The sequence below is a fragment of the Nonomuraea sp. NPDC003707 genome (assembly GCF_053587055.1).
In genome coordinates, this window is sequence record NZ_JBSFNK010000027.1 from 157,100 (window position 1) to 172,024 (window position 14,925).

The window sequence follows — 14,925 nt, forward strand, 5'->3', positions numbered from 1 at the left end:
GGACCGGGACGATGGCCGTCAGCCGAGGCCACACCGTGCTTTCCGGGCACCGGTTCCAGAAGGAACACGACCTGTTGTCCTGGAACCGAGACACCGGACAGGTCAGGATCTGGAAGAGCGCAGACACCACACACGTTGGCACCATCCTCGTCGACCGGCCTTGCGCGGGATGCGCAGGCGTGTGGGCGCCGGTCGGGTTCGCCGACATGAACGGTGACGGCACCGAAGACATCTTGTGGTGGAATCTGTCCGCGCAAGGGCTGCTGGCGTCGTGGCTCCTGGACGGGAACGGTCACGTCATCGGCGACCAGTGGATCAACGGGTCGAGCTGCGGCTACGCCTGTGTGAAGGAGTGGCGCGTCGTTGGCGTCGGCGACATGAACCACGACGGCCACACCGACATCGCCTGGGGCGGGGTCAACTCGATCGGCAACAGCCACATCGGCTTCTGGCTGCTCGATGGAGCTGGCCAGGTTACCTCCGCCCCGATCGTTCCGGACTGGAACATCGGGTGGTTCCCGTCGGACTCTTTCGGCTCGGCGACATGAACGGCGACGGCAACCTGGACATCGTGACCTGGAACGTCCAGACGGGCAAAGTCAGGGTGCACACTTCCGACGGAGCCCTGCACAACACCGGCTCGTACCCGCTGGCGAACTGATCAACGACAAGCCCGGGCGGGTCCGCCGCCAATGCCGGCCCTTGGCGCTAATGCTGTGACCGGTAACCTTCACCGGGTTGGTTGCACCTAGTAGCTGCGGTTGGCGGGGACTTCGAAGATGAGTCCGAGACCGTCCTCTTCGTCCCAGTCTTCTCCGACCTTGACGAAGCCGAAGCCGGCGATCGTGGCCAGGGACGCCACATTGTCGGGACTGATCGTCGCCCGTACGGTCTTGACCGCCGGTTCGGCCGCGGCCCGGCGCAGCAACTCGATCAGGATGGCTCGGCCGTACCCCTGGCGACGGAAGTCAGGAGCGACCGCGTAGCCGATCTCGACCATGCCCGCCTCATCGGGCGGTCCGTGAAACCCGGCATGACCGATGACGACACCCTCGGGCCCGGTTACCGCTTGCCGCGCTATCCACCGTGCGTGGCGGGGGTCGGCGGCCATCTGGTCGATCCGAATCCGCCACAGCCACTGTGCTCTGTCTGTCACGAAGTACTCAGTCAGAGCGACCCCAGCCGTGTTGCCGGCCGCGGGCAGATCCCCCTCGAGCAGAGCGGACATCGCAGTGCTCGACAACTCGACAAAGCGCACATGCTTCGAACTGGTGGGGAACGACGTCTGGCGATCGGCTTCATCTGTCACAGTGCGGATGGTCGCAGGAATGTCCGACGGACGTCCAACGAATTTGGAGTGATTGATCAATCGAACGTGCTCACGACAGCATCCACCACCACGAGCACCAACCCGTTGAAAGATCATGTCGGGTACTGATTCTCCTGGTCTGCCTGGCCGGAGTGGCAGTGATCATGTACGCGCCGCGCGGCTGAGCCCGGGATGGGCGCTCGCGGAATGACCCTTCCCGACACCGGTCAGAGATGATCAGGGGGTTATCGCGGATAGTGCCCTATTATCTGAGGCATCGTTGATCGCGACCTGCGGCGACGGTTCCAGGCCGCTACGCGAAGCGGCCCTGTTATCTGTGGCAAGAGGGAAGCGGTGGCCACCGTCGCGCAGTTGCCCGCCGGGAAGGCGCTCACCGTCCGCGACGCCGCGGACGCCTTCCTCGACGCGCTCGGCAACCCGAACACGGTGCGGAACTACGCGATCGGGGTCGGCAAGACCGCCGAACGGGTCGGCGAGGGCCGGCCGCTCGGGGAGGTCGCGGACGACGAGATCGGCGAGGCCCTCGAAGCGCTGTGGGGCTCGACGGCGGTGAACACCTGGAACGCCCGCCGGGCGGCGGTGCTGTCCTGGCTCGCCTGGTGTGCCGAGCGTGGCTTCGACGGCCCGGAGGTGCCGGCCTGGGCCAAGCGCTTGACCCCGCCGGACTCCGAGACGCCGGTGCGCTCGAAGATGGCGATCGACCGACTGATCGCCCGCCGCGAGGTGCACCTGCGGGAGAAGTGCTTCTACCGGATGCTGTACGAGACCGTGGCGCGGGCGGAGGAGATCCTGCCGCTGAACATCGAGGACCTGGACTTCGCTGGCCGCCGCGCACTGGTGAAGGCCAAAGGCGCGCAGTCCAAGGCCCGCCGCCGCGGCCAGGCCCGCGAGGATTTCGTGCTGGAGCCCGTGTACTGGGCGGCCGGCACCGCCCGGCTGCTGCCGCGGCTGCTGAAGAACCGTACCCGCGGCCCGGTGTTCGTCACTCACCGCCGCCCCGGGCCGGGCAAGGTCGTCTCGTCGCGGGACGTGTGCCCGGATTCCGGGCTGGCCCGGCTGTCGTACGGCCAGGCCCGCGCCCTGCTGGACGAGCACACCGCGCTGCACGGGGCGGGCACAGGCTGGGATCTGCACGAGTTCCGGCACTCCGGGCTGACCCACCTCGGGGAGCAGGGGGCGAGCCTGCTGATGTTGATGGCCAAGTCGCGGCACAAGAAGGCGGAGAACGTCCGCCGCTACTTCAAGCCGTCGCCGGACGCCATCGCCGAACTCACCAGCCTGCTCGCACCCGGCGACACACGCCGAGGCGGCGGCACGTAACCGAGCCGGCCGACCCGTCGATCCTGATCATCCCGACCGACCCGAAACCACCGAGCCCTGGAGCTGACATGGCTGACATGATCGTGACCGACCCCGTCACCCGCGACGTTCTCGCGACCTTTGAAGGCGTGCGATCCCGGCTGTTCCGGCGCTTAGAGGGCCTGACCGACGCCGAGTATCACTGGGAGCCGGTCAGCGACTGCATCAGCATCCGCCCCGGCGACGACGGTGTCTTCCGCGTCGCCACGCTCTTTCCGGAATCAGGTCCGGAGGAACCGGACCCCGTCACGACAATCGCCTGGCGCATCTGGCACATCGGCAACCTCTGCCTGCGCGGCTACGTGATCTACTGCTTCGAGGACGTCCCCGAGCTCGGCGACCGCCACGAGTGGCCGGGCACCGCGAAGGATGGCGTCCAGGCGCTGGCCGAGGACTGGGAGCACTTCATCTCCCGTATCGCAGCCCTCGGCGACAAGCGCCTGCTGGCGCCGATAGGCATGGGCCCCGGCGGTTGGGCCGATGAGACCTATCTGAAGCTCGCGCTGCACGCTCTGAAAGAGGTCACACATCACGGCGGCGAAATCGGCCTGCTGCGCGACCTGTACCTGCGCGAAGACGTCTGATTTCGTCGGTGGGCGACCTTGTCCGGCGGCCGTGTGCCGCCAGACAACGGCCGGGGTCGGCGGCTATCTCCTTCCTCCCGGTGACCTTCTTCCGGCCCATCAGCTCCAGCAGCGCCTTGAAGGCCTTCAGCACCGGCGCCCCTTCCGGGCTCGCGCCGAAGTCGACGACCTGGGTCAGCAGCGACAGGAACGGCCGCACCGTGGAAAAGCGCCCACCAGCCGACGCCAAGGTCGGCGGGGGTCCCGGTAGCACTGACGAAGTTTCGGTCGGATATAGCCGCGACCTGCAGTGATGTTGGGGGTGCAGGGCCTGGTTCATTGATGGTGATCGCTGACCGGCGGGCCTGTGCCTGGCCGGGCAGCGGGCGGTGCCGTGTTCTCAAGCCCGGATCGCGGCTGCGCAACGGCGAGCGAGGATTTCGATCTGCTCGACCAGCTCCGGGGGATCGGTGACGGTGAAGTCGGTGTCGATGGACGTGATCATCCAGGACAGCGCCCACGGGGAGTCGGCACCTACATGGAGCAGGCAACTGGCGTCGTCGATCGCCTCCAGCACGCCCATACCAGTCCAAATGCGGTCGGCCAGTCCGGCAGCCGAGCGGTGCAGGGTGACGGTGGCACGGTAGGGCCACGCGCGCGCGGAGAGCTGATTCGAAAGATAGGTGACCACATCCCCTTCCGGCGCCTCGCGGGGTGGGAAGCGCGGGCCAGTGGGTGTGCGAGCGTGCAGCCGGTCCACCCGATAGGAACGCCAGTCCGCGGCCGCCGCGTCCCACGCGACCAGGTACCAGTGCCGGTTGAAGTTGACCACCGAGTGTGGTTCGACATCCTTGATCGATTGGTGGCCATGGAAATTCGTGTACTCGAAGCGCAGCCGCTCGTGGCGGTGGCAGGCGTCGGAAATGGCGATGAGCGTGTCGGGTTCCACGCGTGGCGCGGTCGCCTCCACACGGATCAAGGAGCGCTGCAAGGCTTGCAGACGGTGCCGCAGGCGCGAGGGCATGACCTGTTCGAGTTTGGTGAGGGCGCGCAGCGCGGAGTCCTCGAAGCCGGCCACGGTCCCGCCCGTCGTGGTGCGCAGGCCGACCGCGACGGCCAGCGCCTCCTCATCGTCGAGCAGCAGCGGCGGCAGGGTGCTGCCCGCGGCCAGCCGGTATCCCGCCGCGCCCTGGACGGCGTCCACCGGATAGCCGAGTTCGCGCAGCCGATCCACGTCCCGGCGCACGGTCCGGGCGCTGACGCCGAGGCGTTCTGCCAGATCGCCGCCTGACCAGTCGCGATGCATCTGCAGCAGGGACAGCAAGCGCAGGAGCCGAGCCGAGGTTTCGAGCATGATTCAAGAATGCCACCAACTTAGGAACGAACCTGTCCTAAGGCCCTCCTAGCTTCAAGACATGACGAAAATCGCTCCCTTCCGCATCGATATCCCCGACACCGACCTCGAGGATCTGAACCGGCGATTGGCCGCCACTCGCTGGCCCGAGGAACTGCCCGGCGTCGGCTGGACCTACGGCATCCCGACCGGCTATGTGCGGGAGTTGGCCGAGTACTGGCGTACCGGCTTCGACTGGCGGGCGCAGGAGGCTGCCTGGAATCGGTATCCGCAGTTCGTCACCGAAATCGATGGGCAGCGTGTGCATTTCCTGCATATCCGCTCGGCCGAGCCCGACGCGCTGCCGCTAGTCCTGGTGCACGGCTGGCCGTTCGAGGACTTCACTGCCATGATCGGCGCGCTCACCGATCCGGTTGCGCACGGCGCTGCTCCGGAAGACGCCTTCCACCTGGTGATTCCGACGCTCCCGGGGTTCGGCTTCTCCGGCCCGACACGCGCGGCCGGTGCGGCGTCGACCGAGCGTAGCGCGGAGCTCATCGCAAGACTCATGGCGGAGTTGGGATATGAGCGCTACGGCGCCCAGGGCGGCGATGCGGGCTCGTTCATCGCACCCCAGCTGGGCCGCATCGACACCGAGCACGTGGCGGGAGTCCACCTCAACGATCCGATCACCATTCCCTCCTGGGGCGACGACGGATCCGGCTACAGCGCAAGCGATCAGGAGAAGCTGGCGCAAATGAAGGACTGGAGCAGCAAGGAAACCTCGGGCTATGCGGGCATGCACGCCACCCGCCCGCAGACCCTCGCGCCGGCGGTCGCCGACTCGCCCGCGGGCATGCTGGCGTGGGTACTGGACGTGGTGAACACCTTCAAGAATCCCGCCAAGGCCACGCCCTCCGACGCGATCGACCGCGACATGCTGCTCACCAATCTCTCGATCCTGTGGTTCACCAACACCACCGGCTCGTCCATGCGGTTGTACAAGGAATCCCAGCACTGGGGCGCGGAGCTCCCCGATTCCGGTGTCCCCACCGGCATCGCGGTCTTCCCGGGCAACAACACGATTCGCGGCATCGCCGAGAAGCAGAACACCGTAGTGCACTGGTCGGAGTTCGACCGCGGCGGCCACTTCGCACCGATGGAGGCCCCCGACCTCATGATCGGCGACCTGCGCGAATTCTTCCGCAAACTCCGCTGATTCGGGAGTCTGGAACCATCGGGCCGAATGGCGATCGTGCACCAGATCGCCATTCGGCCACATGTACGTGATAACGGTTTATTATCACGTACATGAGCGATCACGGCGGCGCCGCGACCAGGCGAACTGCCCGCCGCGGCGGCGCGCGACTCCGGCACGTTATCCGGTACATCGCCGCAGGCGTCGCGCGGGGGGCGGCATGAGCGCCGCACCGAAGATCACCGCCCTTCGCGGTGGGCACGTCACGCTCGCCGCGGCGGCCGACGCCTTCCTGGCCACCCCGCACACGGCCAACCCCAACACCCACCGCGCCTACGCCTCAGCCATCGACCGCGTCACCACACTCCTTGGCCGCGACCGGCCGCTCGCCAACGTCACCGACACCGAGATCGGCACCGCGCTCACCGAACTGTGGGGAGCGAGCGCGCCGGCGACCTGGAACCGCAACCGCGCCGCCATCACCTCCTGGCTCGCCTGGTGCCAGACCAAGAAGCACTGGGCCGCCCCCTCGGTCCCGGCCGACGCCGAACGCCGCAAGGAGAGCGCCGACGAGACCCGCGCGGTCGCCAAGACCACCATCCACCAGCTGCTGTCACGCCGCGACATCCCGCTCCGGGAGAAGACGCTGTGGCGGATGCTGTACGAGACGGCGGCCCGGGCAGCGGAGATCCTGGCGCTGAACGTCGAAGACCTCGACCTGGAGCACCGCCGCGCCCCCGTCCGCTCTAAGGGCGGGGCCACCGAGTGGGTGTATTGGGACCGCGGCACCGCCCACCTGCTGCCCCGGCTACTACGCCTACCGGACGGCAGCACGCGCACGCACGGTCCGCTGTTTCTGTCCGAGCGGCGCCCGGTCCCCGCCCGCCGCCCGGCCGCCGCCGACATCTGCCCGCACACCGGCCGCGCCCGCCTGGGCTACGACCGCGCCCGCGTCTTGCTGGAGAAGTACGCCGGGCTCGATCTGCACCAGCTGCGCCACAGCGCCGCCACCCACCTCGGCGAGGCCGAAGTGCCGCTGCAGCTCATCATGGGCAAGACCCGCCACAAGAACCCCCGCACCGCCCTGCGCTACGTCAAACCCGGCGCAGAAGCCATCGCCAAGGTCACCGAGGTCCTGGCACCCCGCCGCCGTACCCACTGATCAGGAACTTCTCCGAGTGGGAGGGGACGCTGCCCCTTTCTCTCGTACTTGGTCTGGCCCCCTCAGGGACTCGAGGGCGGCTAGGACGAGGTCGAGGCCGAAGATGAACTCCTTCGCCGGGTCGAAGCCGGCAGAGACGAGCGCCGCGGCGGACTCGTTGAGGTAGGGGAACTCGTCAGGAGGGAGCTGGGGCAGGAAGACGTCCTCGGCCATGTCCGCGAACTCATCGGCGGTGTCGAACGGCAGGCTGGCCGCCTGCAGGGCGAAACCGTAGACATAGCTGTCGAGCAACCAGTTGGCGTGCGTCGCCATCAAGGCCGAGAAGCCGGCCCTCCGCAGGCAGGCGGTGACCGCTTCGTGGTGGCGGAGGTTCGCGGGCCCGGGCGATGTCCGCGACTCCATCAGGCCGTTCGCCCACGGGTGGCGTGCGAGAACCTGTCGGGCGGATACCGCCCGCCGTCGCATCGCCGACTGCCAGTCGGTCCCTTCGGGCGGGAGCTCGATCTCCTCGAACACGACGTCGATCATGGCGTCCAGCAGCTCGTCCTTGCTCGCCACGTAGTAGTAGAGCGACATCGCGCCCGCGCCGAGCGCGCGAGCCAGCCGGCGCATGCTCAGCCCGTCGACCCCCTCGCGGTCGGCGAGCCGGACCGCCTCCACCACCACCCGCTGCTTGCTCAGCCCCGCGTCGGACGCGACCTGCCTTTGTTCCCTCCCGGGCACGGGTCTCCTCGCTTGCTCGTACAGATTGACAATCGTACAGCGTACGAGCACAGTACAGCAGACGCACTCGTACGGCGTACGACGTACGGTGTACGAGTCAGCGAGTGTCGCGGTTCGGAGGAGGAGGCTTCTGTGGGGATCGAACAGCGATCGAATACCGGAGACGGCCTGGTGCCGGGGGCGAGTCCGGCCGGGGCGGCGACGATGCGGGCCGCCGTCCAGCACCGCTACGGCCCGCCCTCGGTGCTCAAGTCGTCCGAGGTCGGGCTACCGCTGCCCGGTCGAGGCGATGTGCTCGTCCAGGTGGGCGCGACCTCAGTACATCCTGGCGACTACTTCGTCATGACCGGTGAGCCGTACGTGGTGCGCCTGGTGTTCGGGCTCCGCCGGCCGCGCCACGGCATCCCTGGCAGGGACCTCGCTGGCGTGGTGGCAGCGGTCGGGAAGGACGTCACCGCTCTCCGACCCGGCGACAAGGTGTTCGGCTGGAGCACCACAGGAACGCTCGCGGAGTACGCCTGCGTCCCGGCGGACCACCTCGTGTCCGTGCCTGCCAATCTGTCGGACGTGGACGCGGCAGCGGTGCCCACGTCGGCCATGACGGCATTGCAGGCATTGCGCGACATCGCGAACGTTCGACCGGGCCAGACGGTGCTGATCACGGGCGCGTCGGGCGGCGTGGGCTCCTTCGCCGTACAGATCGCCAAGGCCTTCGGCGCCGAGGTGACGGGTGTGTGCAGCACCCGCAACGTCGACCTGGTCCGGTCGCTCGGCGCCGACCACGTCGTCGACTACACCGAGACCGACTTCACCCGCACCGAGAAGCGCTACGACGTCATCCTCGACAACGTGGAAGCCCAGCCCCTGGCGGCTGCCCGCCGAGCGCTGACGCCCACCGGCACCCTCATCCCCAACAGCGGACGCGGCGGCCGCTGGCTCGGCCCCCTCGGCCGGATCGTCAAAGCGCGCGTGCTGTCCGGGTTCACCCGTCAGCAGCTGAAGCCCTTCACATCGGTTGGGAAGCGCCAGGACCTGCTCACCCTGGCCGACCTGCTCACGACCGGGCAGGTCACGCCCGCCATCGACCGCACCTACCCCCTCGACGAAGCAGCCGACGCCCTCCGCTACATCGCGGCCGGCCACACCAGAGGGAAGGTCGTCGTCACCGTCTGACGACCGCACCGACGAGAACGACCCAACCCGCGCGTGTGCACGCCCAAACCTGCCGCCACTCCGGCGGACGAACCGCTCCTCTCGAAAAGAAGAACCGATGACCATCCCAACGAAAACCCCGAACCTGCTCGACAACCCGCCGGTCATCCGACCGCAACGAAGGAGTAAGAGATGAGATCACCGAAGAACACCGCCACCACGCCAGCCCGCAGTTGGTTCGTTCGAGGCCGGCTCGTCGGTGCCGCGGCGATCGCGTTCGCGGTGTTGGTGGTGATAGAGAACGTGTTGTTTGCGGTAACGGGCGCGCTGCCCTACGGCGCTCCGATCGAGGAAGTGCTGGCCTACTACGCGGCCAACCGCGACGCGGTCGCGATCGTGTCCGGTCTGGTAGCCCTGTACCTGCCGCTGCTGCTCGTGTTCGTGACGGGCCTGCACGGCCTCGTGGAGCGGCGCGGCGGAGCGGGCGCTGACTGGTCGCGCCTCGCCTTGGCCGCTGGCGCGACGCTGTCGGCCATCTTCGTGCTTGTCAACGTCCTGCAGATCGGGCTCGCGCTCTCCGCCGGCGGGCTCGCCGAGCCGACGCCCGCGTTCGGGCTCGTCTGGCAGATTCACGCGGCGGCGTTCGCGCTGGCGCTGCCGATGCTCGGCACCACCTGCATCGGCTCGGCCCTCGCCGCGCACGCGAGCGGGCTGACTCCGGCTTGGCAGCGCCTGCTGGGCATGGTGGGCGGGAGCCTGCTGCTCGCCGCGGGGCTGGGCAACCTCGCGATCGCCGACGGCTCGCCGCTGATTTTCGTCGGGCTCCTAGGGTTCGTCGCCTGGCTCGTCTGGCTGCTCGCGACCGGCGTGCGCCTCGTCCGGTCGTGACCGAGATGAGGGCGGCGCCGAGGTTGCGCACGCTGGCGAGGACTCCGTGGAGGGCCGCCCGGGGATGGCAGCCACAGCCTCGAATTCGACCACCCGTGCGTATTCACGCCCAAACCTGCCGCCACTCCGGCGGGGAGACCGCTCCTCTCGAAAGAAGAACCGATGACCATCCGAACGAACACCCCGAGCCTGCTCGACAACCCGCCGATCCCCGTGCAGGCCAAGCTCACGGCAGCTTGGACCAGCTTCATGTTCTTCTACATCTACGTCGACTACCTCCACCTCTACAAGGGGGCGGCCGGAATACGCCAGAGACGGGCCGCGCGAGGAGGTTCATCCCTCCTGACCTGGTGTTTTAACCCCGTTTAAGGGAGCGACTCGTATCGATGGCGAGGATGCCGTGACATCCTGTGCGGCGCCGGAGCCGACGATGCGAAGGAACGGCCGTAGTCCCTGGCCGATACCCGAGCCGCAAACCGTCCTGAGCGTCATGATCCAACACCGTGATCAAACCGAGACGCCAGTCGGAGGAGCTTGCGTTATTGCAGGTCAGACGCAACTTCGTTGAAAATTTCTTCATTGCTACCGGGACCCCAGATGATCCGTCACAGGGTGCCGGGGAAGCCCGGGAGCACCAGGTGGAAGAAGCCTTGGGCAGTGTAGGTGGCGAGCTTTCTGGCCTTGCCGGTCTCGACGTTCACCGCGTAGGCCGTGAAGGGAACGTATGGCGGGTCCAGGCTCGATACAGGCGCGTTGTCGTCCTGCTCATGGCATACCAGGGGCGTAGCCAGGGCCGTGATCTCGTGAGGGCCGGTCCAACTGCGCAGGTAGACGCGGTTGGCTGTCATGGACAGGCCCCGCACGGGGATCCTCCGGAGCACCTTGCCGGTTTTCCGGTCCAGATGCACGAGGTTGGCCCCGCTTCTCAGGCATCCGGTGATGCCCGCTTCCACGCTCTCCACCGCGACGACGCTGTTCCCGTCGGGCCCGAGCGCGCCGACCAGGTAGTGCCCGGCGACGTCGACGGTTGTCGTGTTGCTCGCCGTGGACGTCTGCCAGAGCCGGGTGATGGTCTGCAGACGGGTTTTAGGCGCGTACTCCGCCAAGGTGATCGTGTCACCGTCCGGGGACAGGCCGATGGGGTTCCAGCCGTTCGGCAGCGGCCGGGCCATGCGCTCGCGCATGTCGAACAGCATGGCCGGGTCCTTGAGTGGCGGTCTTTTGGTGAAGGCGAGGAAGCGGCCGTCATCCGACAGCAGGAGGTGCGCGATACTGCCGAGCCAGGCTTTGGGCACCTTCGTCGGCGCCGTGAGCACTGTTCCGGAGGCGAGGTCGCGCACCGCGAAGGTGCCCGCCTTGGTGTCGTAGTACGCGATCTTACTGCCGTCCCGGCTGATCGCCAGCGGGCTCGGCCGGAGCCCCGACGGTGAACCGGACAGGGCCTGCGTCACCCGGTACGTCGTGCCACCACGGGTGACCACCCGCCAGCCGCCGTTCACGCATCCCGCCGGTGCCTTGCCACTCTGCGGTCGGCAGAATGTCATGAAGGCGTGGCTCAGTGGCTCCACCCCGCGCGCCGGCAGGTCGCTCACCGTCCTGGGTGCGACGGCCGGGCTCGGCTCCGCAGGCAGCAGTCGTACGGCGGACGTCACGCCGAGCGCGGTGGCGACGACCGCGGTGGCCGCGACGATCGAGACCGTCCTGCGTCGCCGCCGCTCGCGGATCCTGATCGTCCGCTCGGTCAGGTCTACCTGGGGCGCGTTGTCGGCCACGTCGTCCAGTGCATCTCGCAGCCAGATCATCGGTGTGCTCCCTTCAGGTCTTCCACTTCGGCGAACTTCGGTGCCAGCTCCGGCGCGAGTACTCGTAACCGGGCGAGCGCATGATGGGCTTGGCTCTTGACCGTGCCGATCGAGCAGCTCAGCAGCTTGGCGGTTTCGTGTTCGGTGAGGTCCTCGTAGTAGCGCAGAACGATCACCGCCCGCTGCTTGGGCGGCAGTTGCGCGAGCGCTCGCAGCATGACGATCCGGACGATTGTGGAATCCTCGGTGGAGTACGGCCGATCCGGCGGCTCGGCTCTCGGCAGCTCAGCCACCCTGGCCAGACGCCGGCGCCAGGAGATGTACTGGTTGACCAGAGCCTTGCGGGCGTACGCCTGCGGACTGGTGACGTCCGCCAGCTTGGGCCAGCGGCTGAGCACCTTGAGCAGCACGCTCTGCAGCAGGTCCTCGGCCAGGTGGGCGTCCCCCGTGAGCAGGTAGGCCGTCCGCATCAGCGACTGCTGATGGACGGCCATGAACTCGCGGAAGCTGTCATTGGGGTCCAAGATGACTCCTCTCATCCGTTACCGACGCCCGTGATCGGCAGATGGTTGGGTCGCTCCATGTCGCAGCCGGAGTCGAAAGCAGGCGGCCTGGGCGAAGTCACTGCGCGGACAAGTCCGCGAGGAGCCACACCATCAGACGCGTCCCGCTTGAGAACACCATCGCTTTCATGACCGCAAACCATGACGGCATCCATGATGACCAGGCAAAACGCGCCTGGTGCAGGTGAGTGGAGAGCGAACGGGAACCCTGCTCATGGCCGGCGACGCCTGGCCTAGCCGAAGAGCGCCCGGCGTGATGCGCGCTGGGCGCGGCCTGGCGGATCGGTCGGCCGGGCGTGCGGCTCTTCGGCCGGTCCCGGCCGCCGCTCGCTCTGGAGCTTCAGCCTGGGGCTGGCTCTTCCTGCGGGTGACGCTCCATACATCCGGTCATCCCCCACCCATCACGGACACATTCGGCACAGGGTCCACGTCGCCCGAGCGTCCGGCAAGACCGGCCTACGCGCCCGCGCGCGGGCGCGTAGCGTCAGGGCCGATGGCCAAAGGCAAGGAGACCTGCGATGACCGAGCCGGCCAAGTCGAGGCGGGAACGACGGGAACGGCGGCTGCTCCTGGCCACCCAGTCCCTGTTGATGGTGCTGGGGTTCGTCTCGCTGCTGGGACTCACCTTCTCCGCCACGCTGGCGTGGTTCAAGACCACCCTGGGACACAACACGCCAGAGTTCTTCGCCTATCTGGGCGTGCTGCTACTGGCGCTCGCCCCAGTAGCGATGGTGCGCCAGGCCCGAGATGCCTGGCGCGAGGGCTACCGGGCCCGCAGGCCCATCCTCATGGCCTGGACGATGATCGGTCTCGGGTTTCTGGTGGAGTAGGCCGCGGGTGCCAACTGGGGAGAGATCCTCTTCAGGCCGGTGCTGTTGGGTCTGATGCTGTGGATGGCCCGGCCCATCGATGATCCTGCCGAGGTTCCTGCTGGCGAGGTACCAGCAGAGCCGGACGCCCCAGCCGTCGAGGCTACTGACGGGTAATGGGACAGTGTATCAATTCTGTCTGATCGCCGATTAGTAACTTACGGCGCAGACAACGCGCTGACCAGCGCAAACGCGAGCGCCTGTCGATGGCGCTTCGTGGCCCTCTCGGGTCGTGCCCGTTTTTTGGCGTTTTGTCGCCCGGTTATGTAGCCCGCTTGCGTGATCATGCAGGCACGCCTGGGCGTTTCAGGCGTGGGCCGGGGCGCTGTCCGAGGCACCCTCCGCGCGGACCCGCAGCCGCCCGTCTGGCAGTTGCTCGGAGGCCGCTCGCAGGCGCGCCTCCCACTCGCGTGTGGGCCACAGGGTCCGCTCGCTCCAGACCACACCGACGAAATTCGCGTCGGTCAGGTCCGTGCGGGTGAGGTTCGCTCCGGTCAGGTCCACTCGGGTCAGGACCGCGTCGACCAGGTCCGCGCCGGTCAGGTCCGCGCGGATCAGGTCCGCGCCGGTCAGGTTCGCGCCCATCAGGTCCGCACCCATCAGGTCCGCACCGATCAGGTTCGCGTGGGTCAAGACCGCGGCGGTTAGGTGCGCGCTAAACAGGGTCGCGCCGTTCAGGTTCGCGCCGGCCAGGTCCGCTCGGGTCACGTACGCGCCGGTCAGGTTCGCGCTGGGCAGCTGCGCGTCGGTCAGGTTCGTGCGGGTGAGCTTCGCGCGGATCAAGACCGCGTCGACCAGATACGCGCGGTTCAGGGTCGCGTCGCTCAGGTTCGCGTCGCTCAGGTCCGCTCGGGTCAGGTCCGCGTCGACCAGGTTCGCGCCGGTCAGGTTCGCGCCGCCCAGGTTCGCGCCGGTCAGGTCAGCGCCGCCCAGGTTCGCACGGGTCAGGTTTGCGCAGGAGAGGTTCACGCAGGCCAGGTCCGCGTCGCTCAGGTCCGCGCGGGTCAGGTCCACGCCGAACAGGAGCGCGCCTGGCCAGATCGGCGGCCAGGAGTGCGCGAATGCCGGGGTGGTGCGGGCCCAGGCTCGCCACCACGACCGTCCGGGCTTTCGGTCGCCGGTTGGGCGGAAAGCGGGCGAGGTGCGGGCGAAGGCCGTGATGATCCGGCCCGCGAGTGAGTCAGCGCGCAGCATCGCTTTCTCCTACCTGCCTGGTGACCGGATCGGCCGATGACGCAGGCCCAGACTCGGCAATGATGCCCGGCCTGGACTGATCGCCCTGATCGGGAACTGCGGCGGCCGGACCCATCTCGGCGGGTCTCGTCACGCCGCCGAAGGTGGGGAGGTCGGCCTGCACGGGGATCTGCTGGCTGAGCTTTTCCAGGATGAGCGGTGCGGCCGCCCCCAGCGCCAGGGCGATGAGGGGTGTCATGCCGTTGACCGACGCGCCGGCGGCGCCGGCCACCACCGCGCTGGCGGCCGCGCGGCCCAGCACTGAGACCAGATAGGGGCCGCCGCCCGGCCCATGCGGATAGCGCCAGGGCCAGCCGTGGCCCACCCGCCGCACCGCCTTGATGAAGTCGAGCGCCTCGATGGCGAGCCCACCGCCCAGCCCCCATAGCGCGAACATCCAGCCCATGCACTCGACCGTAGACGTGTCGATCGGGAACGCCCACCTCCTTGGGCATCTCCATCGTTTCTGGCCCCTGCAGAGTGGGCCGCGGTCGGCGGGAGCGGAGACTTCCTCCCAGGCGCCAGTGTTCGCCGATAAGGCGAGATGGTCTGGATCGGCACTGGTGAGAGTCTGTCCCAATAACGGTCGTTTTGCGGGATAGCTGCGCAGGGCCTGCGTCGCGCTTGCCATAGTGTGGGGCCTCGCCCCGTCCGAAGGCGTCCCTGGCGCCCGCTGGAGCGCCGCCTGAGAATCCCGCTCGGCGAGCCCTCGACTGTGGATCTCGGGACGTCAGCGCGCCCCGTCGCCGG

General features: G+C 68.1%; 17 protein-coding genes. 10 read left to right on the top strand and 7 right to left on the bottom strand.

Going from position 1 to position 14,925, the window contains the following annotated elements; all coding sequences use genetic code 11:
• Positions 1-11 precede the first annotated feature (11 nt).
• Complete coding sequence (locus tag ACWDRB_RS46945) at positions 12-548, top strand: FG-GAP repeat domain-containing protein (RefSeq protein WP_449905415.1); 537 nt, start codon at positions 12-14, stop codon at positions 546-548.
• Between the two features lie 200 nt (positions 549-748).
• Here ACWDRB_RS46945 and ACWDRB_RS46950 read toward each other — a convergent pair whose 3' ends face one another.
• Complete coding sequence (locus ACWDRB_RS46950) at positions 749-1,309, bottom strand: GNAT family N-acetyltransferase (protein WP_449905417.1); 561 nt, start codon at positions 1,307-1,309, stop codon at positions 749-751.
• Between the two features lie 354 nt (positions 1,310-1,663).
• On the opposite strand from ACWDRB_RS46950, the gene ACWDRB_RS46955 reads away from it, so the two are divergent.
• The 3 genes from ACWDRB_RS46955 (at position 1,664) to ACWDRB_RS46965 (ending at position 3,566) form a co-directional block, all read left to right on the top strand.
• Positions 1,664-2,650, top strand: coding sequence for a tyrosine-type recombinase/integrase (locus tag ACWDRB_RS46955; protein ID WP_449905419.1), 987 nt, complete (start codon positions 1,664-1,666; stop codon positions 2,648-2,650).
• Positions 2,651-2,718: 68 nt separating this feature from the next.
• Positions 2,719-3,273: a DinB family protein gene (locus ACWDRB_RS46960; protein ID WP_449905421.1), complete on the top strand. Its 555-nt coding sequence runs from the start codon at positions 2,719-2,721 to the stop codon at positions 3,271-3,273.
• 80 nt (positions 3,274-3,353) lie between these two features.
• Entirely contained in the window at positions 3,354-3,566 is a 213-nt protein-coding gene (locus ACWDRB_RS46965; RefSeq protein WP_449905423.1) for a hypothetical protein, read from the top strand.
• A gap of 86 nt (positions 3,567-3,652) precedes the next feature.
• Here the strand turns inward: ACWDRB_RS46965 and ACWDRB_RS46970 are convergent, their stop codons facing one another.
• Positions 3,653-4,606, bottom strand: a complete 954-nt coding sequence (locus tag ACWDRB_RS46970; RefSeq protein WP_363984495.1) for a helix-turn-helix transcriptional regulator — start codon at positions 4,604-4,606, stop codon at positions 3,653-3,655.
• Positions 4,607-4,667: 61 nt separating this feature from the next.
• Between ACWDRB_RS46970 and ACWDRB_RS46975 the strand changes: the two genes are divergently transcribed.
• Entirely contained in the window at positions 4,668-5,804 is a 1,137-nt protein-coding gene (locus ACWDRB_RS46975; protein WP_449905425.1) for an epoxide hydrolase family protein, read from the top strand.
• A 199-nt stretch (positions 5,805-6,003) separates the two neighbouring features.
• Positions 6,004-6,945, top strand: a complete 942-nt coding sequence (locus ACWDRB_RS46980; protein WP_449905427.1) for a tyrosine-type recombinase/integrase — start codon at positions 6,004-6,006, stop codon at positions 6,943-6,945.
• On the opposite strand, the gene ACWDRB_RS46985 is transcribed toward ACWDRB_RS46980, so the two are convergent.
• Complete coding sequence (locus ACWDRB_RS46985) at positions 6,946-7,668, bottom strand: TetR/AcrR family transcriptional regulator C-terminal domain-containing protein (protein ID WP_449905429.1); 723 nt, start codon at positions 7,666-7,668, stop codon at positions 6,946-6,948.
• Positions 7,669-7,800: 132 nt separating this feature from the next.
• On the opposite strand from ACWDRB_RS46985, the gene ACWDRB_RS46990 reads away from it, so the two are divergent.
• The 3 genes from ACWDRB_RS46990 (at position 7,801) to ACWDRB_RS47000 (ending at position 10,077) form a co-directional block, all read left to right on the top strand.
• Complete coding sequence (locus tag ACWDRB_RS46990) at positions 7,801-8,841, top strand: NAD(P)-dependent alcohol dehydrogenase (protein WP_449905431.1); 1,041 nt, start codon at positions 7,801-7,803, stop codon at positions 8,839-8,841.
• A 171-nt stretch (positions 8,842-9,012) separates the two neighbouring features.
• Positions 9,013-9,708: a hypothetical protein gene (locus ACWDRB_RS46995; protein WP_397375875.1), complete on the top strand. Its 696-nt coding sequence runs from the start codon at positions 9,013-9,015 to the stop codon at positions 9,706-9,708.
• Positions 9,709-9,870: 162 nt separating this feature from the next.
• A complete protein-coding gene (locus ACWDRB_RS47000) occupies positions 9,871-10,077 on the top strand; it encodes a hypothetical protein (protein WP_364857688.1) in 207 nt (68 codons plus the stop codon).
• 236 nt (positions 10,078-10,313) lie between these two features.
• On the opposite strand, the gene ACWDRB_RS47005 is transcribed toward ACWDRB_RS47000, so the two are convergent.
• The gene (locus ACWDRB_RS47005; RefSeq protein WP_397375954.1) at positions 10,314-11,510 is read right to left on the bottom strand and encodes a hypothetical protein; all 1,197 of its coding nucleotides are present in this window, start codon (positions 11,508-11,510) and stop codon (positions 10,314-10,316) included.
• Positions 11,507-12,034, bottom strand: coding sequence for a SigE family RNA polymerase sigma factor (locus ACWDRB_RS47010; RefSeq protein ID WP_397375955.1), 528 nt, complete (start codon positions 12,032-12,034; stop codon positions 11,507-11,509). Before ACWDRB_RS47010 ends, ACWDRB_RS47005 begins: the two co-directional genes overlap by 4 nt.
• Positions 12,035-12,591: 557 nt before the next feature.
• Between ACWDRB_RS47010 and ACWDRB_RS47015 the strand changes: the two genes are divergently transcribed.
• Entirely contained in the window at positions 12,592-12,903 is a 312-nt protein-coding gene (locus ACWDRB_RS47015; protein WP_449905436.1) for a hypothetical protein, read from the top strand.
• 345 nt (positions 12,904-13,248) lie between these two features.
• Here the strand turns inward: ACWDRB_RS47015 and ACWDRB_RS47020 are convergent, their stop codons facing one another.
• Positions 13,249-14,136: a pentapeptide repeat-containing protein gene (locus ACWDRB_RS47020; protein WP_449905438.1), complete on the bottom strand. Its 888-nt coding sequence runs from the start codon at positions 14,134-14,136 to the stop codon at positions 13,249-13,251.
• Positions 14,123-14,581, bottom strand: a complete 459-nt coding sequence (locus tag ACWDRB_RS47025; RefSeq protein ID WP_449905440.1) for a hypothetical protein — start codon at positions 14,579-14,581, stop codon at positions 14,123-14,125. The genes ACWDRB_RS47020 and ACWDRB_RS47025 overlap by 14 nt, the downstream gene beginning before the upstream one ends.
• Between the last annotated feature and the right edge of the window lie 344 nt (positions 14,582-14,925).